The sequence below is a fragment of the Nocardia carnea NBRC 14403 genome, assembly GCF_000308515.1.
Taxonomy (GTDB): Bacteria; Actinomycetota; Actinomycetes; order Mycobacteriales; family Mycobacteriaceae; genus Nocardia; species Nocardia carnea.
This window is the reverse complement of the sequence record NZ_BAFV01000022.1, coordinates 135,247-160,979: the sequence shown is the minus strand read 5'-3', so window position 1 is coordinate 160,979 and position 25,733 is coordinate 135,247. Positions and strand designations below refer to the sequence as shown.

28 protein-coding genes and 1 other RNA gene are annotated in these 25,733 nt (G+C 67.1%); 17 read left to right on the top strand and 12 right to left on the bottom strand.

The window, feature by feature from the left end:
• Positions 1 to 14: 14 nt before the first annotated feature.
• Together ON22_RS08310 and ON22_RS08305 are read right to left on the bottom strand one after the other, a co-directional pair.
• Entirely contained in the window at positions 15 to 1,352 is a 1,338-nt protein-coding gene (locus ON22_RS08310; RefSeq protein WP_033244975.1) for a glutamine synthetase family protein, read from the bottom strand.
• Positions 1,353 to 1,439: 87 nt separating this feature from the next.
• Positions 1,440 to 2,984 carry an alpha/beta hydrolase gene (locus tag ON22_RS08305; RefSeq protein ID WP_033244974.1) on the bottom strand — a complete coding sequence of 515 codons (1,545 nt, stop codon included), beginning with the start codon at positions 2,982 to 2,984 and terminating at the stop codon, positions 1,440 to 1,442.
• A 166-nt stretch (positions 2,985 to 3,150) separates the two neighbouring features.
• On the opposite strand from ON22_RS08305, the gene panB reads away from it, so the two are divergent.
• The 4 genes from panB to ON22_RS08285 all read left to right on the top strand — a co-directional run bounded on the left by panB (position 3,151) and on the right by ON22_RS08285 (position 6,424).
• A complete protein-coding gene (gene panB / locus ON22_RS08300; RefSeq protein WP_086007690.1) occupies positions 3,151 to 4,023 on the top strand; it encodes a 3-methyl-2-oxobutanoate hydroxymethyltransferase in 873 nt (290 codons plus the stop codon).
• Positions 4,024 to 4,113: 90 nt separating this feature from the next.
• Positions 4,114 to 4,581, top strand: a complete 468-nt coding sequence (locus tag ON22_RS08295) for a hypothetical protein (protein ID WP_033244973.1) — start codon at positions 4,114 to 4,116, stop codon at positions 4,579 to 4,581.
• Positions 4,581 to 5,546 (top strand): prolyl aminopeptidase, encoded by a 966-nt coding sequence (pip, locus tag ON22_RS08290; protein ID WP_033244972.1) that lies wholly within the window; start codon positions 4,581 to 4,583, stop codon positions 5,544 to 5,546. Before ON22_RS08295 ends, pip begins: the two co-directional genes overlap by 1 nt.
• The gene (locus ON22_RS08285) at positions 5,543 to 6,424 is read left to right on the top strand and encodes a CHAD domain-containing protein (RefSeq protein WP_033244971.1); all 882 of its coding nucleotides are present in this window, start codon (positions 5,543 to 5,545) and stop codon (positions 6,422 to 6,424) included. Before pip ends, ON22_RS08285 begins: the two co-directional genes overlap by 4 nt.
• Before the next feature lie 92 nt (positions 6,425 to 6,516).
• On the opposite strand, the gene ON22_RS08280 is transcribed toward ON22_RS08285, so the two are convergent.
• A complete protein-coding gene (locus ON22_RS08280) occupies positions 6,517 to 6,855 on the bottom strand; it encodes a hypothetical protein (protein WP_033244970.1) in 339 nt (112 codons plus the stop codon).
• A gap of 382 nt (positions 6,856 to 7,237) precedes the next feature.
• Between ON22_RS08280 and ON22_RS08275 the strand changes: the two genes are divergently transcribed.
• The gene (locus ON22_RS08275; RefSeq protein WP_063820553.1) at positions 7,238 to 7,621 is read left to right on the top strand and encodes a hypothetical protein; all 384 of its coding nucleotides are present in this window, start codon (positions 7,238 to 7,240) and stop codon (positions 7,619 to 7,621) included.
• A 91-nt stretch (positions 7,622 to 7,712) separates the two neighbouring features.
• On the opposite strand, the gene ON22_RS08270 is transcribed toward ON22_RS08275, so the two are convergent.
• Positions 7,713 to 8,543 carry an SDR family oxidoreductase gene (locus ON22_RS08270; RefSeq protein ID WP_033244969.1) on the bottom strand — a complete coding sequence of 277 codons (831 nt, stop codon included), beginning with the start codon at positions 8,541 to 8,543 and terminating at the stop codon, positions 7,713 to 7,715.
• A 429-nt stretch (positions 8,544 to 8,972) separates the two neighbouring features.
• Here ON22_RS08270 and ON22_RS08265 point away from each other — a divergent pair, with 429 nt between their 5' ends.
• Entirely contained in the window at positions 8,973 to 9,374 is a 402-nt protein-coding gene (locus ON22_RS08265) for a hypothetical protein (protein ID WP_156052329.1), read from the top strand.
• Between the two features lie 268 nt (positions 9,375 to 9,642).
• Here the strand turns inward: ON22_RS08265 and rnpB are convergent.
• Positions 9,643 to 10,057, bottom strand: an RNA gene (rnpB, locus tag ON22_RS34510) — RNase P RNA component class A.
• Positions 10,058 to 10,110: 53 nt separating this feature from the next.
• Entirely contained in the window at positions 10,111 to 10,740 is a 630-nt protein-coding gene (locus tag ON22_RS08260; RefSeq protein ID WP_033244967.1) for a TetR/AcrR family transcriptional regulator, read from the bottom strand.
• Positions 10,741 to 10,777: 37 nt separating this feature from the next.
• Between ON22_RS08260 and ON22_RS08255 the strand changes: the two genes are divergently transcribed.
• Positions 10,778 to 11,506, top strand: coding sequence for a 2-oxoglutarate/malate transporter (locus ON22_RS08255; RefSeq protein ID WP_051157300.1), 729 nt, complete (start codon positions 10,778 to 10,780; stop codon positions 11,504 to 11,506).
• Between the two features lie 39 nt (positions 11,507 to 11,545).
• Positions 11,546 to 12,433 carry an alpha/beta hydrolase gene (locus ON22_RS08250; protein WP_033244966.1) on the top strand — a complete coding sequence of 296 codons (888 nt, stop codon included), beginning with the start codon at positions 11,546 to 11,548 and terminating at the stop codon, positions 12,431 to 12,433.
• Between the two features lie 79 nt (positions 12,434 to 12,512).
• On the opposite strand, the gene ON22_RS34485 is transcribed toward ON22_RS08250, so the two are convergent.
• Both ON22_RS34485 and ON22_RS08240 read right to left on the bottom strand, forming a co-directional pair.
• Complete coding sequence (locus ON22_RS34485) at positions 12,513 to 13,181, bottom strand: DUF4870 domain-containing protein (RefSeq protein WP_051157299.1); 669 nt, start codon at positions 13,179 to 13,181, stop codon at positions 12,513 to 12,515.
• Between the two features lie 191 nt (positions 13,182 to 13,372).
• Complete coding sequence (locus ON22_RS08240; RefSeq protein WP_033245362.1) at positions 13,373 to 14,851, bottom strand: MDR family MFS transporter; 1,479 nt, start codon at positions 14,849 to 14,851, stop codon at positions 13,373 to 13,375.
• 131 nt (positions 14,852 to 14,982) lie between these two features.
• Between ON22_RS08240 and ON22_RS08235 the strand changes: the two genes are divergently transcribed.
• From ON22_RS08235 to ON22_RS08225, 3 genes are all read left to right on the top strand, one after another.
• Entirely contained in the window at positions 14,983 to 15,600 is a 618-nt protein-coding gene (locus tag ON22_RS08235) for a TetR family transcriptional regulator (RefSeq protein WP_033245361.1), read from the top strand.
• Positions 15,601 to 15,758: 158 nt separating this feature from the next.
• Positions 15,759 to 16,511 (top strand): 3-oxoacyl-ACP reductase FabG, encoded by a 753-nt coding sequence (fabG, locus tag ON22_RS08230; RefSeq protein WP_033244965.1) that lies wholly within the window; start codon positions 15,759 to 15,761, stop codon positions 16,509 to 16,511.
• 154 nt (positions 16,512 to 16,665) lie between these two features.
• Positions 16,666 to 17,637 carry an Rpn family recombination-promoting nuclease/putative transposase gene (locus ON22_RS08225; RefSeq protein ID WP_033244964.1) on the top strand — a complete coding sequence of 324 codons (972 nt, stop codon included), beginning with the start codon at positions 16,666 to 16,668 and terminating at the stop codon, positions 17,635 to 17,637.
• 125 nt (positions 17,638 to 17,762) lie between these two features.
• Here ON22_RS08225 and ON22_RS08220 read toward each other — a convergent pair whose 3' ends face one another.
• Complete coding sequence (locus ON22_RS08220; RefSeq protein WP_033244963.1) at positions 17,763 to 18,731, bottom strand: MsnO8 family LLM class oxidoreductase; 969 nt, start codon at positions 18,729 to 18,731, stop codon at positions 17,763 to 17,765.
• A gap of 36 nt (positions 18,732 to 18,767) precedes the next feature.
• On the bottom strand, positions 18,768 to 19,772 hold the full coding sequence (locus tag ON22_RS08215) for an alpha/beta hydrolase family protein (RefSeq protein WP_197039680.1): 1,005 nt from the start codon (positions 19,770 to 19,772) through the stop codon (positions 18,768 to 18,770).
• Positions 19,773 to 19,815: 43 nt separating this feature from the next.
• On the opposite strand from ON22_RS08215, the gene ON22_RS08210 reads away from it, so the two are divergent.
• Positions 19,816 to 20,385: a helix-turn-helix domain-containing protein gene (locus ON22_RS08210; RefSeq protein WP_033244962.1), complete on the top strand. Its 570-nt coding sequence runs from the start codon at positions 19,816 to 19,818 to the stop codon at positions 20,383 to 20,385.
• A gap of 30 nt (positions 20,386 to 20,415) precedes the next feature.
• Here the strand turns inward: ON22_RS08210 and ON22_RS08205 are convergent, their stop codons facing one another.
• On the bottom strand, positions 20,416 to 21,012 hold the full coding sequence (locus ON22_RS08205) for a DUF1707 SHOCT-like domain-containing protein (RefSeq protein ID WP_033244961.1): 597 nt from the start codon (positions 21,010 to 21,012) through the stop codon (positions 20,416 to 20,418).
• Between the two features lie 227 nt (positions 21,013 to 21,239).
• Between ON22_RS08205 and ON22_RS08200 the strand changes: the two genes are divergently transcribed.
• The gene (locus ON22_RS08200) at positions 21,240 to 21,428 is read left to right on the top strand and encodes a hypothetical protein (protein WP_033244960.1); all 189 of its coding nucleotides are present in this window, start codon (positions 21,240 to 21,242) and stop codon (positions 21,426 to 21,428) included.
• 116 nt (positions 21,429 to 21,544) lie between these two features.
• Here ON22_RS08200 and ON22_RS08195 read toward each other — a convergent pair whose 3' ends face one another.
• A complete protein-coding gene (locus ON22_RS08195) occupies positions 21,545 to 22,348 on the bottom strand; it encodes a Fic family protein (RefSeq protein ID WP_231508629.1) in 804 nt (267 codons plus the stop codon).
• A 207-nt stretch (positions 22,349 to 22,555) separates the two neighbouring features.
• Between ON22_RS08195 and ON22_RS08190 the strand changes: the two genes are divergently transcribed.
• The 4 genes from ON22_RS08190 to ON22_RS08175 all read left to right on the top strand — a co-directional run bounded on the left by ON22_RS08190 (position 22,556) and on the right by ON22_RS08175 (position 25,687).
• Positions 22,556 to 22,954 carry a TOBE domain-containing protein gene (locus tag ON22_RS08190; protein ID WP_033244958.1) on the top strand — a complete coding sequence of 133 codons (399 nt, stop codon included), beginning with the start codon at positions 22,556 to 22,558 and terminating at the stop codon, positions 22,952 to 22,954.
• Positions 22,954 to 23,754, top strand: a complete 801-nt coding sequence (gene modA / locus ON22_RS08185) for a molybdate ABC transporter substrate-binding protein (protein ID WP_033244957.1) — start codon at positions 22,954 to 22,956, stop codon at positions 23,752 to 23,754. The genes ON22_RS08190 and modA overlap by 1 nt, the downstream gene beginning before the upstream one ends.
• Before the next feature lie 74 nt (positions 23,755 to 23,828).
• The gene (gene modB, locus ON22_RS08180; protein WP_033244956.1) at positions 23,829 to 24,641 is read left to right on the top strand and encodes a molybdate ABC transporter permease subunit; all 813 of its coding nucleotides are present in this window, start codon (positions 23,829 to 23,831) and stop codon (positions 24,639 to 24,641) included.
• Positions 24,638 to 25,687, top strand: coding sequence for an ABC transporter ATP-binding protein (locus ON22_RS08175; protein ID WP_081595412.1), 1,050 nt, complete (start codon positions 24,638 to 24,640; stop codon positions 25,685 to 25,687). The genes modB and ON22_RS08175 overlap by 4 nt, the downstream gene beginning before the upstream one ends.
• Positions 25,688 to 25,733: the final 46 nt, after the last annotated feature.

Sequence of the window (25,733 nt, the reverse complement as noted above, 5' to 3'; positions counted from 1 at the left end):
CCGCCGCCGCGTCGTTACAGGCCGAGGTACTCCTGCAGTTCGAACGGGGTCACCTGGGTCCGGTAGTCCGCCCATTCCCGGCGCTTGTTGCGCAGGAAGAAATCGAAGACGTGCTCGCCCAGCGTTTCGGCGACCAGTTCCGACCGTTCCATCGCCTTGAGTGCCTCGTCCAGCGTGCCGGGCAGTTCCTTGAAGCCCATGGCACGCCGTTCCGCCGCGGTGAGCGACCAGACATCGTCCTCGGCTTCGGACGGCAGTTCGTAACCCTTCTCGATCCCCCGCAGGCCGGCGGCCAGCAGAACAGCGAAGGTCAGGTAGGGGTTGCAGGCCGAATCGGGGCTGCGCACCTCGACCCGGCGCGACGAGGCCTTGTTCGGGGTGTACATGGGCACCCGGACCAGCGCGGAGCGGTTGGACCGGCCCCACGAGGCCGCCGTCGGCGCTTCGCCGCCGTGGATGAGTCGTTTGTAGGAGTTCACCCACTGGTTGGTGACGGCGCTGATCTCGTGCGCGTGTTCGAGAATGCCGGCGATGAAGGCCCGCGCTGTCCCCGAGAGGTTGTCCGGATCGTCGGGGTCGGCGAAGGCGTTCGCCTCGCCTTCGAACAGGCTCAGATGCGTATGCATGGCCGACCCGGGATGCTGGGAGAACGGTTTGGGCATGAACGTCGCGCGCACGCCCTCGTCGATGGCGACTTCCTTGATCAGGTAGCGGAAGGTCATCACATTGTCGGCCATCGACAGCGCGTCGGCGTAGCGCAGATCGATCTCCTGCTGGCCGGGCGCGCCTTCGTGATGGCTGAACTCCACCGAGATGCCCATGGATTCGAGGGCATCGATGGCGTGGCGCCGGAAGTTCGGGGCGGAATCGTGCACGGCCTGGTCGAAGAACCCGCCGGTATCGGCGGGGACGGGCGGGAGTCCGTCGGCCTGGTTCTTCAGCAGGAAGAATTCGATCTCCGGATGCACGTAGCAGCTGAAGCCGACATCACCGGCCTTGTTCAGCTGCCGCCGCAGGACGTGGCGCGGATCGGCCCACGACGGTGAACCGTCGGGCATGGTGATATCGCAGAACATCCGGGCGGAATGCTGATGCCCTTTACTGGAGGCCCACGGCAGCACCTGGAAGGTGGAGGGATCGGGCCGGGCCACCATATCGGCCTCGGAGATCCGGGCGAACCCCTCGATGGCCGATCCGTCGAATCCGATGCCCTCCTCGAAGGCCCCTTCGAGCTCGGCGGGCGCGATGGCGACGGACTTCAGATAGCCCAGCACATCGGTGAACCAGAGACGTACGAATCGGATGTCCCGCTCTTCGAGCGTCCGCAGCACGAATTCCTTCTGGCGATCCATGTCCGCGAGCGTAAGCACCCGGCGTTAAATCCGTGTTACATGGCGTGCTGCGCTGTGTGTCGGCTCGTCGGCGGAGCCGAATACCGCTCAGCAGCGCAGGCCCTCGGGCGGCGATTCCAGGTCGATCAGATAGCTGATCACCGCATCGTCGACGCAGGTCGCGCCGCCGTTGAAGACAACAGTGTGGCTATCGCCCTCATGGGTGATCAAGGCCGCCCCGAGTTGCCCGGCCAGATCCACGCCCGCCTGATAGGGCGTCGCCGGATCCCCTGTGGTGGAAACCACCACCGTCTGCGGGAGGCCTTCCACGGAAATCTCATGCGGTCGGCTGGTGTTCGGGACCGGCCAGCCCGCGCACAACTCCAGCGGCGCCGCGCCGGTACCGCGGCCGTCGTCCAGGAAGGGGGCCGCCTCACGATATTCGGTGTCCTGGCGCCCGGCCACGGCCCGATCGGTGACCCGCGGATCGTCCACGCAGCGGATCGCGTTGAAGGCGTCGGTCAGGTTGCTGTAGCTGCCGTCGTCGCGGCGGCCGTTGTACATATCGGCGAGCTGCAGCAGGGTATCGCCGCGACCCTGGCTCAGCTCGGTGAGCGCGACGGTGAGCACCGGCCAGAAATCGGCGCTGTAGAGGGTCTGCTGGACGCCGGTGATCGCATCGTCATAGCCGAGACCGCGCGGATCGGTGGTGGCCGCCGGGGTATCCCACAGCGGATCCACCAGCTCCCGGAAACGTGGGATCACCTGCGCGAGGTCGGTGCCCAGCGGGCAATCCGCCGATTTCACGCAGTCCGCGGCATAGGCGTCGAAGGCCTGCTGGAAACCGGCCGCCTGTCGTAGCGATTCCGCGACCGGATCCTGGGTCGGGTCGATGGCGCCGTCCAGGACCATCGCCCGCACATTGCCCGGGAACTTCTCGGCATACGCCGTACCGAGCCGCGTGCCGTAGGAGTAACCCAGATAGTTGAGCTTCGGATCGCCCAGTACCGCGCGGATGATGTCCATATCCTGCACGACCTCACGGGTCCCGATATGGGCGAGCAGATCGGCGCCGCTGCGCGCCATACAGAGATCGGCGTATTCGCGGTTCTCGGCCTCGTCGGCGGCGATCCCCGCCGGCGTATTCGGTTCGGGTGTTTCGGCGCGCTCGGCGTCGGCCTCCGGCGGGGTCAGGCAGGTCACCGCGGGAGTGGACGCGCCGACTCCCCGCGGATCGAAACCCACCCGGTCGAATCGTTCGGCCACCGGCGTGCCGCCGCCGATCGTGGCGGTGGACAGTCCCGACATCCCCGGTCCGCCCGGGTTGAGCAGCAGCGACCCGATCTTCGAGCCGGTCGCGCGCATCCGCGACAACGCCAGCTGTGCGGTCGGGCCGTCGGGCTCGGCATAGTCGATCGGTACCTCGATCCGCGCGCACTGCGCGGCCGGCGGCAGGCTCTCCCCCGGCGCGACATACCCGGCGCAGGATTCCCACTGCGGTACCTGCTCGTAGAAGCGGCTCAGCTCCGCGGGGACGGGCGCCGGTGGCGCTGTCGCCACCTCTTGCTCGTCCGCGCATCCCGCGACGAGGATCGCCACCGCCGCCAGCACACCCGCCGGCACTCCACACCGCCCACTCCGCACCGGCGCCATGCTAGCCCCACCGGCGCCGACCACCGTGGATGTGACCAACCGCACCGGGTCGCGGGGTTAGTTCCGGCTCTGTCGCGGGTGCACACTGGTAGACGTCACACCCACCCGGGGACCCGGTCAGGGCCTCGAGGAGACGAAAGGGACGATGATGTCCGAATCATCAGCCATGCCCGATCCCGCCGTGGAAACGCCCGCCTACGGCGCCGCGAAAGCTCCCGGCGCCGCGGATTCCGCGAAACCGGCCCGCCGGCCGACCCGCGTCCAGCATCTCCAGCAGATGAAGGCGACGGGCGAACGCTGGGCCATGCTCACCGCCTACGACTACTCCACCGCCCGCCTCTTCGAAGAGGCGGGGATCCCGGTCCTGCTGATCGGCGATTCGGCCGCCAATGTGGTGTACGGGTACGACACCACCGTGCCCATCACCACCGACGAGCTGATCCCGCTGGTCCGCGGCGTGGTACGGGGTGCCCCGCACGCCCTGGTGGTCGCCGATCTCCCGTTCGGCAGCTACGAGAGCTCCCCCGAGCAGGCACTCGCGACCGCTACCCGGTTCATGAAGGAGGGCGGCGCGCACGCGGTGAAACTGGAGGGCGGCGAACGCGTCGCCGATCAGATCGCCTTGCTCACCGCCGCCGGAATCCCGGTGATGGCGCATATCGGGTTCACCCCGCAGAGCGTGAACACCCTCGGCGGTTTCCGGGTCCAGGGCCGCGGCGCGGGTGCCGAAGGCCTGCTGACCGATGCGATCGCGGTGCAGGCCGCGGGCGCGTTCTCGGTGGTGATGGAGATGGTGCCCGCCGATGTCGCCGGCCAGGTCACCCGGAAGCTGACCATCCCGACCATCGGGATCGGCGCGGGCGCCGACTGCGACGCCCAGGTGCTGGTGTGGCAGGACATGGCCGGGTACACCAGCGGTAAAACCGCGAAGTTCGTGAAGCGGTTCGCCGCGGTGGGTGACGAACTGCGCACGGCCGCCGCCGCGTACGCCGCCGAGGTGCGCAGCGGTACTTTCCCGGGGCCCGAGCACAGCTTCTGAGCCCGCGTCCGGGCCGGAGCGGCTTCCCACCTCTGCCGGAGATGGCAAACTCGGTGTCGAGAAGCTTTCGACTCGAGTACAGAGGTACTGATGCGGCAACGCGCTTGGACAACCGTTCGGACGGCACGGGGCGCCCTGGTGGTGGCGGGAGTGTGCGGGGCGGCACTGCTGACCGCATGTGGTGGTGTGCAGACCGGTTCACCGGCCGCGAGCTCTTCCGTCACTTCCACCACCACGAGCGCGACCGCGGCGCCGACCGGCACCGGCACCGCGCCCGCCACCCCACTCGAGGTTTCGGACAAAGCTGCGCAGAACCTGTGCGCCATGCTGGAACCGGAGCTGTCGAATTGGCGGGTTCAGGGGCCGACGATCGGCCGGATCGGCCTGAACCTCATGGCGCACGAATGGGCGCTCACCAACGGTGTGGGCAATCCCCAGCTCCTGGGTGATACCGCGGTTGTCGACCGGGCCACCACCGCCGCTTGCCCGGATGTGCGGACCGAGGCCCTCGATGCGCTGGGGCTGCCCGAGCTGGCAGCCGGCGTGCTGACGCTGTGATGCGCACCCTGTATCCCCCGGTCGAACCGTACGACCGGGGCATGCTCGAGGTCGGCGACGGTCAGTCGATCTATTGGGAGACCAGCGGTAACCCGGCCGGTAAACCCGCGGTGTTCCTGCACGGCGGCCCGGGCGGCGGCACCTCCGCGCTCAACCGCCGCTACTTCGACCCCGAGCGCTATCGGATCGTGCTCCTGGATCAGCGCGGCTGCGGGAATTCCACCCCGCATATCGCCGACGGCGCCGATCTGTCGGTGAACACCACGGCGCATCTGATCGCCGATATCGAGGCGGTGCGCGCCGAGCTCGGAATCGAGCGGTGGCTGGTCTTCGGCGGTTCCTGGGGTTCGACCCTGTCGCTGGCCTACGCGCAGAAGTATCCGCACCGCGTGACCGAACTGGTGTTGCGCGGGATATTCCTGCTGCGCCGCAAAGAAATCGACTGGTACTACAACGGCAGCGCGGGATACGTGTACCCGGACGAATGGGAGAAGTTCCTCGCCCCCGTCCCGGCCGCCGAACGCGACGGCGACCTGGTGGAGGCCTACCACCGGTTACTGCATTCCGCCGACCCCGGCGTCGCGACCGCGGCCGCCGTCGCCTGGTCCACCTGGGAAGCCGCGACCAGTTCGCTGCGCCCCGACCCCGAACGGACCGCCGATGCCGGCGATCCTCGTTTCGCGCTCGCCTTCGCCCGGATCGAGAACCATTATTTCCGGCACGGCGGATTCCTCGACGAGGGGCAGCTGCTGCGCGATATCGCTGCGATAACCCATATTCCGGGGATCATCGTGCAGGGCCGCCACGATATCGTCTGCCCGGCGGTCAGCGCATGGGATCTGCACCGGGCCTGGCCCGACTCGCGGCTGCGGATCGTCGACGATGCCGGGCATTCGGCCACCGAACCCGGAATCGTGCATCACCTCGTCGAGGCCACCGATACCTTCGCGGCGGTACCCGGATGAGCCCGGAACCCGGCACCGCCGGGGCCGCACTCACCGCCGCGTTACGTGCCGATATCGAACGGTTACTCGCGGCCGAACCGGAAGTCCGGGCCGACGCCGACGATTCGGTGCACCAGATGCGGGTCGCGACCCGGCGGCTGCGCAGTGTGCTGCGCTCCTACAAACGGCTGCTCGACCCCGATGCGGCCAACCGGGTGCGCACCGAATTGGCCTGGCTCGCCGGAATTCTGGGGGTCGCCCGGGATGCGGAGGTCCGCGGTGCCCGATTCGCCGACCTCCTTGCCCGGTATGCCGAAAAGGATTGCGCCGCATTGAAGCCCACGCGTAAGCGGCTGGTCCGGGCGGAGCGCGATCGTTATCTCGCCGCCCACCGCGCGGTACTCACCGCGCTGGACAGCGCCCGCTACCGGGACGTCCGTGGCGAGCTGAAGAAGTGGCGTAAGCACCCACCGTTGCGCACCTCGGTGAGCGGTTCGCCCGCGGCCGAGGTTTTCGATTCCGTACTGCGGGCCGACCGTAAACGGGTGCGCCGTCTGGTGCGCGCCGAACCGACCGCGGCACCCGCCGACCGGGTCGAGCTGCTACACGATATCCGCAAGAGCGCCAAGCGGTTACGGTACTCCTGCGAGGCAGCGGAAGCGGTGCTGAACGAATTCGCGGCGGATCTGGGCGGGCGGGCCAAACACCTGCAGACCGTGCTCGGCGACCATCGCGACGCGGTCGAATCGTATGACGCCCTGCGCGCACACGCCGCCGCCGCGCACGCCGCCGGTGAGGACACTCGGTTGTACGAAACCCTCGCCGATGCCGAGGACACCGCGGCCGGCCGCTGCCTGGCCCAGTATCCGGCGGCCGCGGCGGCCATCGACAAGTCCTGAGCAGGCCACACCGCGGACACCCACCGAATACAGACGGCCCGGGCCGGTACCGAGATCCGGTACCGGCCCGAGCCGCGAAAAGTGTTGCCGCGCTACTGCACTGCCAGCATCGACCCGTTCAGTTCGTGCAACGGACCGAATACGGTGAAAACCACCCGGCCGTTCGGCTGTGCCGACGACACCGCCGCGGCCGCATCCAGCGCCATCCCGAACGAGGGAGCCGACGGATGCGGAATAGCCGCGAGCATATGCCCGAAATTGCTGTTGTGCACCCACTGGGTGTCCGCGGGGCTGAGGTCGACCCGCACCCCACCGACATCGGGCATCGGCGTCACGGCGACCGCCCCGGCCGAACCGGCGCCCACGGTGGCGAGAACGGATGCGGCCCCGGCGATGAAGGCTCCGGCTGCCAAGGTACGTGCTACCCGCATATGTGATGTGACCTGTCTTCGATAGGTATGAATCGGCTCGACGGCACATTCGAGGGGCGCCGGCGAGCCTGCCGACGCGCATACCTTATGACGCCGATCACCCTTTATGCCACCTCTGCACGAATCTCTCGCGAAAAGTTCGCCCTTCCCCCGCAACTGCTACTGTGGCGGACCGTAAGCGTTCAACGAATCCGAGTTGGAGTTTCCTCACGTATGTCCACTCTCATCTATGACTATCTGCTTCCTCTCGTCGGCCCGCAGCAGGCCACCGCACTGGCGCAGATGTTCGTCGTCGGACCCACTGCCTGAACGGCCGCTGGGTGAACATCGCCCCCCGCCCGGCGGGGGGCGGTGTCCACCTCGTGGAGTTACCATCCGGGCCGTGAAAAGACCCTCAGCTCTCCTGCCCGCAGCCCTCGTGGCATTCGCGGTCGCCGCGACCGCCTGCCAGAGCGACAGTGCGGAGCCGGATACCGCCGCGACCTCGTCGGTCGCGAACCCCGATACCGCGAAAATCGACCAGGTGAAGGCCGGTTCCTTCGTCATCGGTTTCCGCGGCGCTTTCCCCGGGCTGGCCGAGGGCCACGATGACGCCGCGATCACCGCGATCTTCACCGAGACCTGTGCCGATATCCGGTCGGGTACACCCGAGGACGAGGCCACCGCCGCGCTCACCGGCCGCCTCGATACCGGCGGGACTGCACCGGCACCACAGGAAACCGAGGCCGTCTATCAGATGGTTGCGGCGATGTGCGGGCAGCAGTAACAACAGCCCATACCGGGGTTTCCGACCGATACCGGGAACGTGCGGAATGTACGGTCCGAAATAGCCGGAAAGGGCGGAAATCCCTTTTCGCTCAATCCCGCAGATCGGGGCCGGGATCGAAAATCCCGGACGCGTAACGTGCCGCCCATTCGGCGAATGTCATCGCCGGGCGTCCGAGGATTTCTTCGGCGACCCGGTTCGCCGGCAGCGTGATCCCGTCCAGCCCGGTGAGCACATTGTCGACGTACCAGGTGGCGGTATCGCCCATGGCCGGAGTGAGTGCCCGGATCGTTTCCTCGCGGGTCGACCGCACGAATTCGATCTCTCGGCCCAGTGCGGACGCGAGTTGCGCCAGCAGTTGCGCCCGGGTGAGTTTCTCCGGCCCGGTCAACGAGTAGGCGCGACCGATATGGTCGTCGCCGGTCAGCGCCGCGGCGGCCACGGCCGCGATATCGTCCATGGCGATCGGGGTGCTGCCGGCATCGGGGTCGGGTTCGCGGACCGTGCCCGTCTCCCGGATCTGCGGCGCCCAGATCCCGGTGTTCTCCATGAAATCCCCGGGCCACAGATGCGTCCATGCCAGGCCACTCGCCTCGACCGCATCCGGGACCGTGCCCCACCAGCTGTCGGGTTCGCCGGACAGATCGACGATATGACGAACCCCCGCGGCCCGCGCCAGCGCAACCACGTCGCCCGCGATGTCCGGTGCCGGGGCCAGGTACATCCGTTCGACGCCGTCGAGCGCCGCGGGCAAGGTTTCCGGTTTGCGGACATACCCGCGAACGGCCGTCACTCCCTCCGGCAGCGCGGCCCGCGCGGGGTCCACGGTCAGCGCACGAATATCCGTGACACCGCGGGCCAGCAGTTCATCGACGACCTTCCGACCGATATTGCCGGTGGCACCGGTCACCAGAATCGTCATTCATCCTCCCGTCCCCAGAAAATCGACCCGGCAAACGCCGGTGGACGGTCATGGTGTGCAGACCGGTATTCGGGTGTCCTGGACCGCTGAACGACGAGAACCGAAGTCCTCGGCAGGATTCGAACCTACGTCTCCGCCGGAAAAGGGCGATAACCGATATTGCTCCGGCCCGTCCACCACGGCGCGCCGACGGCGGCGACTGTAATACGCGCGGGTTCCGCTGTCCAACCCCTATTTTTTGGGACACCTCGGGCAGTAACCCCGAAACCGACCGGCGCGACTACACAGATAACCGCGTCGTTGCAGCGCAACGACAGGTTAGCGGCGGGCACCCGGGCCTTCGACGCCCGGGCTTCCGCCACCGAGACCGCCATGCCCGAACCGAAGCGGCAGCAGCTCCGGCGAAGGCTCAGCCCCGAGGAAGTTCCGATGAGCTATATCGACATCCTGGTCCGCCTGCAGAGCGCGGACCATCGGATCCTCATGGACCGAGCAGCCGTGAAGGGCCGCACCGTCACCGAGCTGGCAACGGAGGTGTTACGGGCCGGGATCCACAGCCGGGCCCGGGAGGCCCGCGAAGCCTCCTGGGAGGAGTACCGCACAACCCACCGGATCGGCGCTGCCGAGGTGGACGCGGTGCAGGCGGCGTTCGTCGCGGGCTGGGAAACGGCCCACGGAAGAGTCGGCGCCGCACCCGTCCGCCGGCCGCGTAACCGGGCCGCCACCACAGCCGACGCGGAGGGTAGTACCACCCGGATGCGCAAACTCCCCTCCGTCCGGGCCGTCGCGACACCGGTCACTCGCGCGCCCCGCGCTACCAGGGTTCGATAACGGGGCGTCAGTGGAGCGGGCGGATCAGAGCCGCCGACGCAGCCGGATCCGATAGTCGCGCAGCGACTAGGGACCTGCTGTAGCCGGTCCCCCGCTGTCCCGTCTGTGTCCCGCGTCCCGTCGAAATCCCGTCTCTCCGGGCGCGTGGTGGCGTGTCTGTCGCGTGAGTCGCGTAGCGGCGGGTTCGACAGGAAACGGGTTCTGACCTGCTGATCCCAACCGGTTCTAACCGGTTGTAACCCACTCTGATCGTGGGATGTTCGGGGCGCGGATGAGCCGGCCTTTAAGCCGGATCCTGTCCCCGGTTCGCACCGGGTGGCGGCCATCCATCTGGGCACACCGTCGCCGGGTACCTCGAGCGGTCCACCCGCAGGCTCGGGCGAGCAGCCCTCGAACACCTGCGCAGCCGCACCGTGGGTGCGGCCTTCGACCTTGCTCCGGGCGGGGTTTACCGAGCCGCCCCGGTCACCCGGGGCGCTGGTGCGCTCTTACCGCACCGTTTCACCCTTACCGCGCGGCCCTGACGGGCCACGGGCGGTCTGTTTTCTGTGGCACTGTCCCGCGGGTCGCCCCGGGTTGCCGTTAGCAACCGCCCTGCTCTGTGGAGTCCGGACTTTCCTCGGCGCCCGGCGTGACACCACGTGAGTGTCCGTTCCCGGCGCCGCGACCGCCCGGCCGGCTCATCCGCCGCTCACGATACTCGCTGCCGGCCCCGGCTCCCGCCCCGCCCAGCCGATCACGAGGGTGTCAGCAGTTCCCGGGCCAGGGCCGTGCCCCACCAGTGCTCGACCCGGTCCGGCGCCCACCCACGCTCGCCGGTCAGCACGGTGAACACGTCGATATTGCAGAGTGCGGCGTAGATATCGACGGCCTCGTCCACCGTGAGCCCGGATCGCAGCACACCATCCGGCCATCCGGAGAACACCTGGACGCGGGTCTCGTCGGCGCGGTGGCGGCCGTCGCGATACTCGCGCGCGAGTTCGGGTTCCGCGCGACCTGCCTCCCGCAGCAGCACGATGACATCTCCGGCCCGTTCGAACAGCCGGCGGTCGTAACCGGCCATCGCCGCCAGCTGCGCGGCCGGGCCGGGCGCCGCTTCCAGTTCGGTGATCATGCGCGGAAGGTCGCCGGAGAGGTCCGCGGCGTCGGCAAGAGCCCGGGTGAGCCCGGTCTTGTTGCCGTAGGCCGCATACACCGTGGGCACCGAGACGCCGGCGGCCTTGGCGACCTCGCGCACCGTCGTGGCCGCCCACCCGCGCGTGACGAAGAGTTCGCGAGCGCAGCGGGCGATCTGCGCGGTGGTCTCCTGCGCCTGTGCGGTTCTGCGCAGCGAATCGTATCGGCGCCGGTCGGACTCGCCGTCCATGGTTCCCCTTTCGGTTTACGTACCTTATATTCAATATATGCCCAGCAAATACTTCGATGCCGTGGTCGCCCAGCGCACCGCCGGTGCGGCGGGAATCGGCTTCGCACTGCTCATCGTCGCTGCCAATCTCGTCCTCGTACCCGCCGGAATGCCCTCGCCCGGTTCAACCACCGATGAGGCGATCGAATTCTTCCTGGCCGCCGACCAGCCCACCATCGCGGTCTCGGCACTACTGCCTACCGTCTGGGCACTGGCGACCCTGTTCGCGGCAGGCGCACTGGCCGCGGTCCTCCCCAGGGGCGGCCGGACCGCCTGGGCCTATGCCGGTTTCGCCGGAGTACTGCTACAGAACGCCACCTTCACCCTCGTGGTCGCGATCCGGCTGGCGATGACCACGGTCGACGATCCGGCGAGTATCGGCACACTCTGGGCCCTGCACGAAGCGGTATTCGGGTTCAACGGCACGTTCCTCGCGCTGGCCATGTTCGGGCTCGGCACAGCCGGATTCGCCGCCGGCCTGCTCGCCCGGTGGCTGCTGGTACTCGGAATCGTCGCGGCCTGCCTGCAATTCGCCTCGGCGACCCTCACGCCGCTGATCGTCACCGGTCACGGCAGCCTCTCCCTGCTCGGACTGGCCGGCTGGCTGCTGTGGGCGGTGTGGCTCACCGGCTACGGAATCACCCTGATCCGCTCCGCCGGGCGCCCCCACCACGGCCCCGGCACCACGGCCCCGGCCGGTCGCGGCGCCGGCGCCCAGCCGGACTGACAACTTCGGCAAAACAACACCTCGGTACCGTCACTGATCATGGAGCGTGTGGAGGTCGGCTTCCCGTCGGGAGGTCAGAAATGTGCCGGCTGGCTTTACCAACCGGCCGGTCCGCCCAAACCCCGCCCCATCGTGGTGATGGGGCACGGACTGGGTGCGAACCGGGAAATGGGTCTGGATCGGTACGCGCGGCGATTCGCCGCCGCGGGAATGGGGGTTCTGGTATTCGATTACCGGCATTTCGGTAGCAGTGACGGCGAACCGCGGCAAACGGTCAATATCGCGCGGCAGCGCGAAGACTGGACCTCCGCCATCGCCTACGCGCGGGCTCTGCGAGGTTTCGACGCCACGCGGATCGCGCTGTGGGGGACGTCGCTGGGCGGCGGTCACGCACTGTCCGTGGCACCCGACGATGCCTATATCGCGGCGGTCGTGGCACAGGCTCCGTTCGTCAGCGGATTCTCCTCGGCGCTGGCGAAGGGGCCGATCAGCCTCGTGAAGGTCGGCACCCTGGCCATCACGGATGCACTGTTCGGCACGATCTTCCGTAAGCCGGTCCAGATCCGGCTCGCCGGGCGTAAACGCGCCGCGGCGATGGCGACCGGTAAGGAAGTACCGGCCGGGTTCGGCCGGCTGGCCGAAGAGAGTCCGGCGTACCGGCCGAAGATTCCGGCGCGCGCGGCCTTTCCGCTGCTGTTCGACCGGCCGGGCAGGCATGCCAAGGAACTGAAGATGCCGGTGCTGTATGCCCTGTGCGACAAGGATTCGATCACACCGGTGAAACCTGCACTGCGCGCCGCCGGGAAAACCAAACACGCCCAGGTGAAGCGCTATCCCGCTGGGCATTTCGATATCTATTTCGACGATCTGTTCGAGCAGACCGTCCACGACCAGACCGAATTCCTGACAGCGGTACTACGGCCGTGAAAAGCCGCGGTACCGGGCAACTGCGCCGTTCCGGTACCGCTGCCGGGTTGCGGGCCGGCGATCACCGGCCCGCATCCGCTCATTTCACGAACGGAACATTGATCGGGTACTTGTACTCCTCGCCCTTGTTGGCTGCCAGACCGGCCATGATCATGAAGACCAAGGCTGTGATCCCGACGATCGGCATCAGTACGAGTCCGATCAAGATGATCGTCAGCAGGATGCTCACGATCATGCCGATGAAGAACAGGATCTGAAAGTTCAACGCTTGCACGGCGTGCCGACGGACGAATTCGTCGCGATCCTTGTACATCAGCCAGACGATCAGCGGCGCGATCCAGCCGAGCAGAATGCCGCCCAGGTGCGCCAGCATGGCCCACATCTTGGCATCGGCAGGCGATACCGGCGCACCGGTCGCACCGTATGGCGGCTGCCCCGGCTGGACGTAACCCTGCGGGGGTGCGCCGTACTGCGGCTGCCCGCCGAAACCCGGCTGCGACGGGTACGGCTGCCCCTGCGGGAACTGCTGACCGGACGGATACTGCTGACCCGGCGCGTACTGCTGACCCGAGGGATACTGCTGGCCGGGCGCGTACTGCTGACCGGACGGATACTGCTCCCCCGCTGCGAACTGCTGCCCCGGCGGGTACTGCTGCCCCGATGCGTACTGCTGACCGGACGGATACTGCTGGCCCGGCGGGTACTGCTGCCCCTTGGACGGGTCGAAGGGCGGCTGAGGATCGGTCATCACATTCCAAACTTGCAGGCGACAGGACTTCCCGAGCATAAGGGCGCGAACGGGCCTACGGGAGTGCGGGTTTCCCACACCTAGGTGAATGCGCAGTACCCCGGAATTCCGGGAACAGGGAATTCCGGGGTACTGCGTCGTCCACGATGTCGCCTACGCCGCTACGTCACGTCCTGAGTACGTCACCGACCTCAGTGCGCCACCTTCGTCAGCCGGTCACTCTCTTCGGCCGGAGTCGTCTGCTTCGGTGAGCGCACCATCGCTGCCGCAGCGATCAATACCAGCGACAGCACAGCCGCGACCAGGAAGGCGGTGTGCACACCGTCGGCGGCAGCCGAGACCGGCTGGGCTCCCTCGCCGAGCGACGATTCGGTGCCACGGGTCATCATCGTGATGAACAGCGCGGTACCGGCCGCACCCGCGACCTGTTGCACGGTGCTCACGGTCGCACTGCCGTGGGAGTACAGCTCCGGCGGCAGCGAACCCAGCGCCGAGGTCATCAACGGTGTCAACCCGCAGCTGATGCCCGCGCTGACGATCACATGCGCGGTGATCACCAGCGCGATCGAGGAGTGCTCGTCCAGGGTGGCCAGAATCCAGCAGCCGATGCTGAGCGCGATGGTGCCGGGCAGCACCAGCGGCCGCGCGCCCCACCGGTCGAACAGGGCACCGACGAACGGGGCCAGCAAGCCCATGACCAGACCGCCCGGCAGCAGCACCAGCCCGGTGGTGAGGACGTCCTTGCCGAGTACGTTCTGCAGATACATGGGCAGGATGATGAGCGCGCCGAACAGGCTCAGCATCAGGCAGGCCATCAGGATGACGGCGAGCCGGAACGGGCCGACCGAGAACGTCCGCAGATCCAGCAACGCCCGGCCCCGGTCCACCAGTTTCAGCTGGCGCACGACGAAGAGCGCCAAGGCGGCGGCACCGACCGTGAGCGATACCCACGGCGGGATCGGCGCATGTCCGGACGCCGATTCACCGATACTGCTCAGCCCGAAGACAAGCCCGCCGAATCCGAGTGCCGCCAGCGGTACGGAGACGAAGTCGAGGTGCGCCTTGCTCGGCTCGGTGACGTTGCGGATGAACACCCCACCCAGCACCAGGGCGAGGACGGCGAACGGCAGCACGATCCAGAACATCGCCCGCCAGCTCAACGACTGCAGGATGAGCCCGGATACGGTGGGCCCGACGGCCGGAGCCACCGAGATCACGATCGACACCAGTCCCATCGTCTTACCGCGGGACCGCTCGGGCACCAGGTTGAGAATGGTCGTCATCAACAGCGGGATCATCAGCGCCGTGCCCACGGCCTGCACGATCCGCCCCATGAGCAGGACTTCGAATCCGGGCGCCAGCGCCGCGATCACTGTCCCGCCGCTGAACATCGACATCGCGGCGATATAGATCGCACGCAACGCGAATCGCTGCAGGATGAATCCGGTCGTGGGGATCACGATCGCCATGGTCAGCAGGAAGCCGCTGGTCAGCCACTGCGCGGTGGCCGCGCTGATCTCGAGATCCGCCATCAGGGTCGGCAGGGCCACGCTGAGGATGGTCTCGTTGAGGATCACGACGAATGCCGCGACGAGCAGGAGCCCGATCAGCAGAAACGCCCCCGGGGCACGCTCGCCGTCGTGGTCTGTGTCGGCGGTTGTCGTCGCCACCGAGTTGTCTATCACGTGGGTTTATCCGCTCGATAGTGCCGCTGTTACCGAGCCACCCTAACAAAAATGGCAGTCGCTGACATATTGGCATTGATTGCCCCACCGCGACCGTGAGGAAGTACCCTGTGCCCGTGCTCTCTGCTACGCCACCCCTCGACTTGCGTGCGCGACGCCGGAATGCCACCCGCATCGAGATCCGGGAGGCCGCCCTGGCCCTGTTCGAACAGCAGGGTGTCGACCACACCACCAGCGAGGAGATCGCGCGCGCGGCAGGTATTTCCCAGCGAACCTTCTTCCGCTACTTCGCGACGAAAGAAGAATGCGTCCTGTTCGACTCGTTCGGATTCGACGAGGCCGTGCACGGCTGCCTCGAAACCGCGGATATGCCCTCACTGTCGCTCACCGATATGCAGACCGCGATCGGCCGAGTGATGGAAGACATACGCAACGACGAACAGAGCGAAGTCGCCGCGACCGCCCTGCGGATCCAGAAGCTGATCTCGGCCGACGCCGCCCTCAGCCGGGCCGTCCTCGCCCACTACGCCGACAACACCAAGCGTTCGATGGCGCTCATCGAAGGACGATGCCCGGCCGCCGACCGGCCCCGGGTGCGGACGATCGTCCAGGTCGCGCAGCTCTCGGTGCAGCTCGCGTTCGAGGAATGGGTCGAGGCCTGCGCACCGGGCGGCGGCGATTCCGACCTGGCATCGATCTACCGCACCGTCTGCGCCCGCATCCGCACACTCTGACCACCGGATCGGTGCGCACGTACCGGCTGCGCCGAACCGGTACTGTCCGACCGGCACAGCGTCACCGCAGAGATCTTGTCCCGGCACCCTCTCGCTCCCGGCGCGCGCACGTTGTTAGATGGCGTAAGAACTACCGCCACAGGAGAGGATTCGAACGTATGGCCGACAGGATCGCAGTGGTATCCGGCGCCGCCCGCGGAATCGGGGCCGCCATCGCCCAACGGCTGGCCTCCGACGGGATGAAAGTCGGGGTCCTCGACCTCGACGAAACCGCCTGCGCCGACACCGTATCGGCGATCACCGCCGCCGGCGGGCAGGCGCTGGCGCTCGGCGCCGATGTGAGCAAAGAGGATTCGGTGAACGCCGCGATCGAACGGCTGGCCGCCGAACTCGGCGAACCCACCGTGGTGGTCAACAATGCCGGCGTCCTGCGCGACAACCTGCTGTTCAAGATGAGCGTCGACGACTGGGACACCGTGATGGGTGTCCATCTGCGCGGCGCCTTCCTGCTCACCCGGGCCACCCAGAAGTACATGGTCGAGCAGAAGTGGGGTCGGATCGTCAATATGTCCAGCACGTCGGCACAGGGCAACCGCGGCCAGGTGAACTACTCCGCGGCCAAGGCCGGTATGCAGGGTTTCACCAAAACCCTGGCCTTCGAACTCGGTAAATACGGCGTCACCGCCAATGCGATCGCACCCGGTTTCATCGTCACCGATATGACTGCCGCCACCGCCGCCCGAGTCGGCGTCGATTTCGAGGACTTCCAGAAAGCCGCCGCCGCGCAGATCCCCGTACAGCGGGTCGGGCGGCCGGAGGATATCGCGAACACCGCGTCGTTCCTCGTCAGTGAGGGTGCGGGATTCGTATCGGGTCAGGTCATCTATGTTGCGGGCGGGCCGCAGGACTGACAGCCACAAGGGCGGGACGACTCCCAGATGGGCCGTCCCGCCCGTATTCCATCGGTATTCGCTTTCGACAGTGCGTGGCGTGATTGTGTCGTCGCGGCGCGTCTCGTGGTCCGAGCGGTGGGCGCGTCGCGCGGTAACCGGTACGTTGCCGAATATGGTTGTAAAGCAGGATAATCCGCATGATTCGCTGTTCCGGCAGATCATGTCGGACCCTGCCGCGGCCGCGGGGGAATTGCGGGCTGTCCTCCCGCAGTGGCTGGTGGCGCTGATCGACTGGGACAGTATGGTGCTGGCGTCGGGAGCCTATATCCTGCCGGATCTACGAAACCGTGACAGTGACGTGTTGTTCCGGACCACGCTGGCCGGCCGCGACGGGTTCGTGCATCTGCTGCTCGAGCATCAGAGTTCGCCCGATAAACATATGCCGCTGCGGGTGCTCGAATACATGGTGGCGATTTGGGGCAGGTACCTCAAAGAGCATCCGAACACCGAGTACTACCCGCTGGTGATTCCGGTGGTGGTCAACTCCGGCCCGAATACCTGGCGATGGAACTACACCACCGAACTGGCGGATCGCATCGGCACCGACGCGAGTGTACGGGCGCGACTGGGTGACCTGCTGCCGCGGTTTCGGATCCTGGTCGATGACCTGGCCTGGATCGATTTCGACCAGCTCTACGCCCGCGGTCTCGCCCCCTCGGTGCTGATGATGCTGATCCTGCACCGTCTCGCTTTCGGAAACGAACACCTGGACCGGGATCTGCAACCGCATATCGAGGTACTGCGGGCAGTGGAAGAGTCCCCGAGCGGGGCCGATGACCTGTATGGCCTGTTCAGCTACATTAGTAAGGTGTCCGAGACCAGCGCGCAGGATCTGCAGCGTGTGGTCGATCGGCTGGGTCCCCTGGCGAAGGAGGTCGCGGTGACGACAGCAGAACAACTCCGAGCGGAAGGCCAGGCCAAGGGCCAGGCCAGGGTCTTGCTACGCCAGCTCTCCCTGAAATTCGGCCCCTTGCCCGACGGGATCGCCGAGCGGGTGGGGGCCGGTGACCCCGCCGAGCTCGAGGTGTGGACCGAGCGGGTGCTGACCGCGAACAGTCTCGAGGAGTTCTTCAGCGGTAGCTGAGCGACAACCGACAGTGCCGATGATCCAAGTCACCTATGTGGCGGGCGGGCCGCAGGACTGATGTCGTCCCCGGCGGGGTGGTATCCGGTACAACCGCACCATCCCGCCGACCCGGGCCCGCATCGCTATCGATCCTGTAGCGAGGCGAGGAACTCGTCGGTTTTACTGACGTCGTCACGATCGTAGGCGCTCACGCTCGCAAGGATTTCGGAGGCGCCGGTTCGCTCGAGAAGATCCGTGAGTGTGTCGGCCACCAGGTCAGGGGTGCCCGACACGGCCGCGTCCAGCCACCCGTTCACAGCGTCGGCCTTCTTCGTGCGCGCGCTACCGAGCATGCGTCGCACATCCTCGACAGGTTGCAGTGCACGGAACTCCCCGATATCCCGGGAGTCGGCGAAGGCCCAAGCCTCCGGCAGCAGAAGATCCCGCGCGCGCTCGGCGGTCTCCGCAACGGAGATATCGACACTCACCATCAGGTACGGATCCGGTGTGCGGACGCCGGGACGGAAATCCCGGAAATAGGCGTCGATCGCCTTCGTGTCCCGCAGCAGCGGTCCTCCGATCACCGCGGGCAATCCCAGCTCGGCGGCCAGAGACAGCCCGTCCTTGATGGCGAGCAGGAACACCGGCGGCGGCTCGACCCGGGGCCTGACCGTGATATCGGCGTCTCCGTTCAGATAGGAGCGGATCTCCTCGATATCGGCCTCGTATTCCCCCGCACGCAGCGTCGTTCGGCCCAACGCCCGGCGGACCGGAGCCGTGAACCCGAGCGAACCACCGAGCCCGATATCGACCCGGCCCGGATAGAGCGCCTCGAGCAGTAACGCCTGCTCCGCGACCACCAGCGGGCTGTGATTGGGGACCATGATTCCGCCCGTGCCCAGCCGGATACTGCTAGTGTGTGCCCCGATCGCCGCGAGCAACAGCGTGGGCGCCGCGCCGGCGATCCCCGGTACCGCGTGATGTTCCGCAGTCCAGAATCGCTCGAAGCCCAGCTCATCCGCCCGCACCGCTCGCTCCACCGTGGTGGCCACGGCAGCGGCATCGGACTCACCGCTACGTGTCCGTGCGCGGTCCAGCAGGGAGATACGCATCAGTCCTCCTCAACCTCTCTGCTGTGGCGCAACGCATCAGCCGTGCGATCTCATCCAGTCGGCGATATCGGCCACGACCTCCGGGTCCACATGGTGCGGTCGCGTGTAGTCCGCGGGCATCGATGGGCCGGTCCCGGGGAAGAACATGTGATCATCGGCCGGATAGGTCCGGGTCGTGATCCCCGGGCGGCCGGCCAGACCGGCCCGCCATCCGGCCAGATCGCCGTCGACGGTGACCTGATAGTCACGTTCGCCCTGCATGAACAGCATGGGGACGTCCAGCGTCGCGGCGACCGCCACCGGGTCGTAGGCACGCATATCCAGCCAATACGGTGCGGGCATCCCGAACGGTAGTTTCTCGCTCGGTGTGGTGGGCGAAAGTTCCGGGCTGTCCACCAGTTCCGCCTGTTCGGTGGCGGTCTCAACGGTGGGTAACACCGCAGCGGTCGCCGGATCGACCCGTGCCAGATGGTCGACGACGCGAACCATCGACCATTGGATCGGCACCGTATCCCCGGCGAGGACGACCAGGCCCGCCACCACGGGTTCGGTGGCGGCCACCCGGGGCGCGAACCTTCCGCCCATACTGTGCCCGATCACGAAGACGCGATCGCTGTCGACCGTGGGCAGACCGCGCAGTATCTCGATACCGGCGACAGCGTGCGGAACGTATTCGTCGGTCGGTGTGAATTCGGGCGTGGCAGCCATCCGGTCGCGGTGTGTGTAGGTGACCTTGTCGAAGCGCAGCACCGCCACACCCCGACCGGCCAAACCCCACGCGATGTCCTTCAGGTTCTTGTTCGGCCCCGCGGTACCGTCCCGGTCGAACGGCCCACCGCCGGCGAGCAGTACGGCCGCCGGAAACGGCCCCTCTCCGCAGGGCAGGGCGACGGTGCCCGGCACGGCCGAAGGACCCGACCCCACCGTCACCTCCTGCTCGGCGAACGCCTCCGGGTTCGCATAGGCAGGCGGCTGCCACGTTTCGGTATCCGCAACAGCCGGTTCGACTGGATCCACGACGGCCTCCACAAGCTCGATCATTCTCAACTTTGCGAACGGTATCACGAGTGAGAATATCAACTCCATGGATTCCCTGGAGCTCCTGGCGCATCCGGTGCGATTGCGTATCGTGCACGCCCTGTCCGGCGGACAGACCTGCACCACCACCCAGCTGTGCGCCCGCCTGACCGACGTATCGAAGGCCACCGTCTATCGCCACGTCGAGTTACTCACCACCGCCGGCGTTCTCGAGGTCGCCGGCGAACACCGGGTGCGCGGCGCCGTCGAACGCGCCTACCGCCTACACCGGGACCGCGCCACCGTAGATCCGGACACGATCGCCTCGGCGACCCCTGACGACCACCGCACGGTATTCGCCGCCGCCATGGCCACCTTGCTCGCCGAATTCAACTCCTATCTCGACCGCCCGGACGCCGACCCCGGAGCCGACCTGGTCGGGTACCGGCAGCACGGGGTATGGCTCTCCCCCACGGAAGTCGCGGAGCTGATCGACGATCTACGCGCGGCAATCCTTCCGCGCCTGAGCAATTCGCCCACCCCCGAACGCGCACAATATCTCCTGAGCCCGATCCTGTTCCCGGCCGGCGGACGCCTCGAAATCCGGCCGCAGGAACCGTCGGCCCCCCAGAGCTGACACCGCGGTAAGCCAAGATCGGGCGGCGCCTCACCTGTTGTTCGCGCGTGCGCCGAACGGCCACCACCAGCGGCGCTTGGGATGCCGGACGGTGACCTTCGCATGCTGGACCACCCCGGAGACCCGCAGCAGTGGCAGACCGGAGACCGGCGGGCCCGCTTTGTTGGTTACGTTGCCCCACTCACTGGTCACTTCGTCGATGTCTACGCTCCAGCCCGGAGGAACGATCAGAACAATCGAGCCGTGCGCGGATTTCACCTCCACCCACACCTCCGGTGAACGCACCACGGCCTCGGTGAAATCGAGACGGACGGCGCCGTGTTCGGTTTCGGTGACAATATGCGGCGGCACCCGCCAATGCCCTTCGCGCTTCACCGAGCTACCGGTGGATCGCAGAACGAGCCGATCGGTCCGGCTTCCGTGGGCGGCCGGTACCAGATCGGCGGTGAGTGACTCCAGTTCCGGCACGGTGCGACCGGCATAGACAGCTGCGAGGCGCTCGTCGAACTCGGCCAGCTCCAGCCGCCCCTCGGCGAACGCCGCCTGAACGATCGTGGCGGCCCGCTCGCGATCGGCATCTCCGGCCCGCAATGCGGGAAGATGTTCGGGCGTCGGCTCGATCGTCATGAGTCTCACGGTAACCGAGTCGGCACGGCGGCACAGCCGGTCACGGGCAGACTCCGGCCCGGCACGAGTTCTCGCTCGATCCCGCGGCCCCGTCTTGTCGACCCGCGCCGGCACAGCGCCTTCCGGCGAGTCTGAAAGGGCTTTCAGCTGGTTTCAGGTGTCTTTCAGCACGCTCCTGCCACTGTGGCGCTCGACATCATCAGCAACGGTGAGAGGGGCGAGCAGGCATGGAGCAGAGCGTACGGATCGACGGGAACCCTTACCGTGTGGTCGGCCGGGCACGGTTGTCGCCGGTATCGCGTGCGTGCTACGGCAAGTATCGGTTCACACTGCGCCGGATGACCGACGGGACCCTGTGGTCGGCATTCGGCACCCGGATCAGCCCGGTGTCGGAGTTGGTGCGGCAGGACGTCTGAGAACAGTAAACCCCTGCCGCACAGACCTGCCCGGCGCAGCGTGGGGACATGGTGATCCGAATGATCGGGCCGGATGAATGGCCGACAGCACGTTCCATACGGCTGAACGCCAGGCCTTACTCGCCTAACGGCTTTGTTTCGATGAATTCGGCGAGATAACGCGGGTCACGGTGACCGTCGTACTCCCTCAAGAGCTCGATATACCTCCGCTTTTCGAGATCCCAGTCATATAGCTCGGGGCGGTCCGCATCTCGAGCGGCGAGGAACACCAGATCTGCGAGCAGGCGGGTAGTCCGGCCATTACCATCGGTAAACGGGTGAATGCGTACAGTCTCGGCATGGGCAGCAATGCCCAGCTGGCGATGGTTCCAATCATTCGTGTGTTGCCAGCGGTAGAGAATCGTATCCAGCGAGCTCCTGAGCTCCACAGCGATTTGCTCGGGGGCTACACCGATATTGAGCTCCCGGCGCCGGAAGCTCCCGGCCCAGCTCCAAATATCTCCGTAGAGACGACGGTGCAGATCACGCAGAAAATGGTCGGTCAACAGGTCGTCCACATCCAGGCGACCGTCGAGCACCGCTAGCATGAACTCCGCTGTTGTCTGCGCTTGAACACCCTGTTCGAGGTCGTATACGGAAGCCTTACCGACAGGCTCACCGAGCAGCTCCCGGACAGCTGGGAGCAGCATACTCAGTTCGTCCTCAGAGACCGGCGTTTCCCCATAACCCGGCGCGACTGACATCAGACCTCGTGGCGACGCTCGGCCAAGAACTGTTTCACGCGTTCGGAACGCACAAAGCCGGCTGGCACGACGCGGCGTTCCAAGCGCGCCGAGGCTCTGGTCGACCGTATAGCCGACTGCCTTACGGCCTCCTTGGTCGCCTTGGAACTCGACATCGCAGGACGCTTCACTATCCACCTCGCTCTCCGAACTTGCCAGGTCATGGTACCGCTACTGCGCAGCGGCCGAGGACCAGGAGACATCCCTGACGCCGACTCGGCTCGGATCCTCCCCCCAACTCCATAGCGACGATGATCCTCGGCCTGAACAGGGAAATTTACGCCACTCGCATCTGAATAAAAGTTTCGGAAATAGTACTGCATATGCGGGTATATAGTCCATGGAGTGACGTATCTGCGGATCAAGGATGCTGCCGGACTGCTCGGGGTCAGCGATGACACCGTCCGGCGCTGGATCGATCAAGGGCGGCTGCCGTCGATTCAGTTGGAGAACGGGCGCAAGGGGGTCCGCGGGCAAGATCTGGCCGCGTTCGCGCGGGAGATCGCCGACGCGCCCGAACCGGGCGTAACCGTGGCAGCCTCGGCTCGTAACCGGATGCGTGGCATTGTGACCAGGGTGCTCACCGATACCGTGATGGCGCAGGTGGAGATGCAGGCCGGGCCGTTCCGGCTGGTATCGCTGCTGAGCCGGGAATCGGTGGAAGAACTCGGGCTCGAAGTGGGCAGTGTGGCGGTGGCGTCGGTGAAGTCGACGCATGTGGTCGTCGAGATACCGGAGAGCTGATGAAGACGATGATAGGTCGCGTAGTGCGTCGCCTGACCCCGGCGGTCGCGCTGATCGTCGTACTGGCCGGCTGTGTGTCGGAGAACCCTGGGAGCGAATCGACCGGCGGGCCGGGGGACGGGCTCGACGGCACCCTCACGGTGTTCGCGGCGGCCTCGCTCACCGAAGCGTTCACCACACTCGGTGAGCAGTTCGAGGATGCCCATCCGAATGTGGATGTGGTGTTCAGTTTCGCGGGCAGTTCCGCACTGGCCGAACAGATCCGGCAGGGCGCACCGGCCGATGTGTTCGCCTCGGCGTCGCCGCACAATATGGAACAGGTGGTCGTCTCCGGCGATATCACCGGCGGGCCGGTCACCTTCGCCCGCAATCGTCTCGAAATCGCGGTACCGACCGGGAATCCGGCCAGTATCAGCGGTCTCGCCGATTTCGGCCGGCCCGAACCGCGGATCGCCCTGTGCGCCGAACAGGTGCCGTGCGGGGCAGCGGCCGATAAAGCCTTCGCCGCGGCCGGTGTCGTCCCGCAACCCGATACCCGGGAGCCGGATGTGAAAGCGGTACTGACGAAGGTCACGCTCGGTGAGGTGGATGCCGCGCTGGTGTATCGCACGGACATCCGGGCCGGGGGCGAGAAGGTGACCGGAATCGAATTCCCGGAATCGGGCGAGGCGATCAACGACTATCAGATGGCGCAGGTGGCCGCGGCACCGAACCCGGCCGCGGCGGCGGCATTCGTCGATTTCACGTTGACTCCACAGGCTCGATCGGTGTTCGCGACGGCCGGTTTCGACGCTCCGTGAGTGGCGGGACCCGGCGGCGCCCGACACAGTCGGCGCGCCCAGCGAAGCCCCTGCCGGCAACGCGGCCGTCCCGTATGACCACATGGCGCCGGCGCCGGGCCGTACGCGGCCGGCGCCCGCTGGTGCTGCTGGTGCCCGCCGTGCTGGGCCTGCTTTTCCTGATGGTTCCGCTGGCGGGGTTACTGATCCGCGCGCCGTGGCGAGATCTTCCGGAGCGATTGTTCAGCGCGGAAGTCGGGCAGGCGCTGCGACTCTCGCTGGTGTGCGCGAGCCTGGCCACGGTGCTGTGCCTGCTGCTGGGCATCCCGCTCGCCTGGCTGCTGGCCCGCGGTGATCTGCCCGGACGCGGGCTGATCCGTGCGCTGGTCACCGTGCCGCTGGTATTGCCGCCCGTGGTCGGCGGTGTGGCGCTACTGCTTGTCCTGGGCAGGCGCGGGGTGGTCGGCCAGTACCTCTACGACTGGTTCGGGATCGCACTGCCGTTCAGCACCGCCGGTGTGGTGGTGGCCGAGGCGTTCGTCGCCATGCCGTTTCTGGTGATCTCCGTGGAGGGCGCGCTGCGCGGTGCCGACCCCCGGTACGAGGAGGCAGCCGCGACCCTCGGCGCTTCCCGCTGGCTCACCTTCCGGCGCGTCACCCTGCCCTCGATCCTGCCCGGAGTGGTGGCCGGAACTGTGCTGTGCTGGGCCCGCGCGCTCGGCGAATTCGGTGCCACCATCACCTTCGCCGGTAACTTCCCCGGCCGCACCACGACGATGCCGTTGGCGGTGTATCTGGCGCTGGAAACCGATCCCGCCGCCGCAATCGTGCTGAGCCTGGTGTTGCTGCTGGTTTCGGTGGTGGTGCTGGCGGCGCTGCGGGAACGCTGGATCCGGGGGGCACTGTGACGCTCGCGACGCAATTGCGGGTCACCCGCGGCGATTTCACTCTCGACCTGGATCTCACCGTCGCCGCCGGGGAGGTTGTCGCCTTGCTCGGACCCAACGGTGCCGGGAAGAGCACCGCGCTCCGGGCGCTGGCAGGGCTGACCCCGCTGACCGAGGGGTCGATCCGCCTGAACGAACAGGTCTGGGATGCGCCACCCAGCGAATTCGTTCCCGCCGAACATCGGTCGGTCGGCGTGGTGTTCCAGGATTATCTGCTCTTCGCTCACCTCGACGCCCTCGACAATGTCGCCTTCGGCCCCCGCGCCCGGGGTATGCGGCGGGCCGCGGCCCGCGAACACGCCGCGCACTGGCTACACCGGGTGGGATTGGCCGACTACGCCCGGACCCGGCCGCGGGAACTCTCGGGTGGTCAGGCGCAGCGGGTCGCACTGGCGCGGGCCCTGGCCGTCGACCCGGCGCTGCTGTTACTGGACGAACCGCTGGCCGCGCTGGATGCCGCCACCCGGGTGCGGGTGCGGGCCGAACTGGACCACCATCTCGGCGATTATCCCGGACATACGCTGCTGGTCACCCATGATCCGCTGGACGCGATGGTGCTCGCCGATCGGCTGGTGATCGTCGAGCACGGTGCCGTGGTGCAGCAGGGACCCCCGGCCGAGGTCGCGCGGCGCCCGCGCTCGGATTATGTGGCAGACCTCGTGGGCCTCAATCTGTTCCGCGGATCGGCGACCGGCACTCGGGTGCGACTCGACGGCGGTGGTGAACTCACCGTCGCCGAACCGGCCACCGGCCCCGTATATCTGACCTTCGCGCCGTCGGCCGTCGGCCTGCATCCGGAGCGCCCCGCTGGGAGCCCGCGTAATACCTGGCCGGTGACCGTGGCGGGTCTGGAACAGCACGCCCATACCGTACGGGTTCGCCTCGACGGCGCGGTGCCGGCGCTGGCCGATATCACCCCCGCTACGGTCGCCGAGCTCCGGATCACGCCCGGGCTGGAACTATGGGCGGCACTCAAGGCCACCGAGATCCACACCTACCCGGCATGACGCGGGCGGAGACCGGCAGCACTCATCGAGACGAGTACGGCTGTGC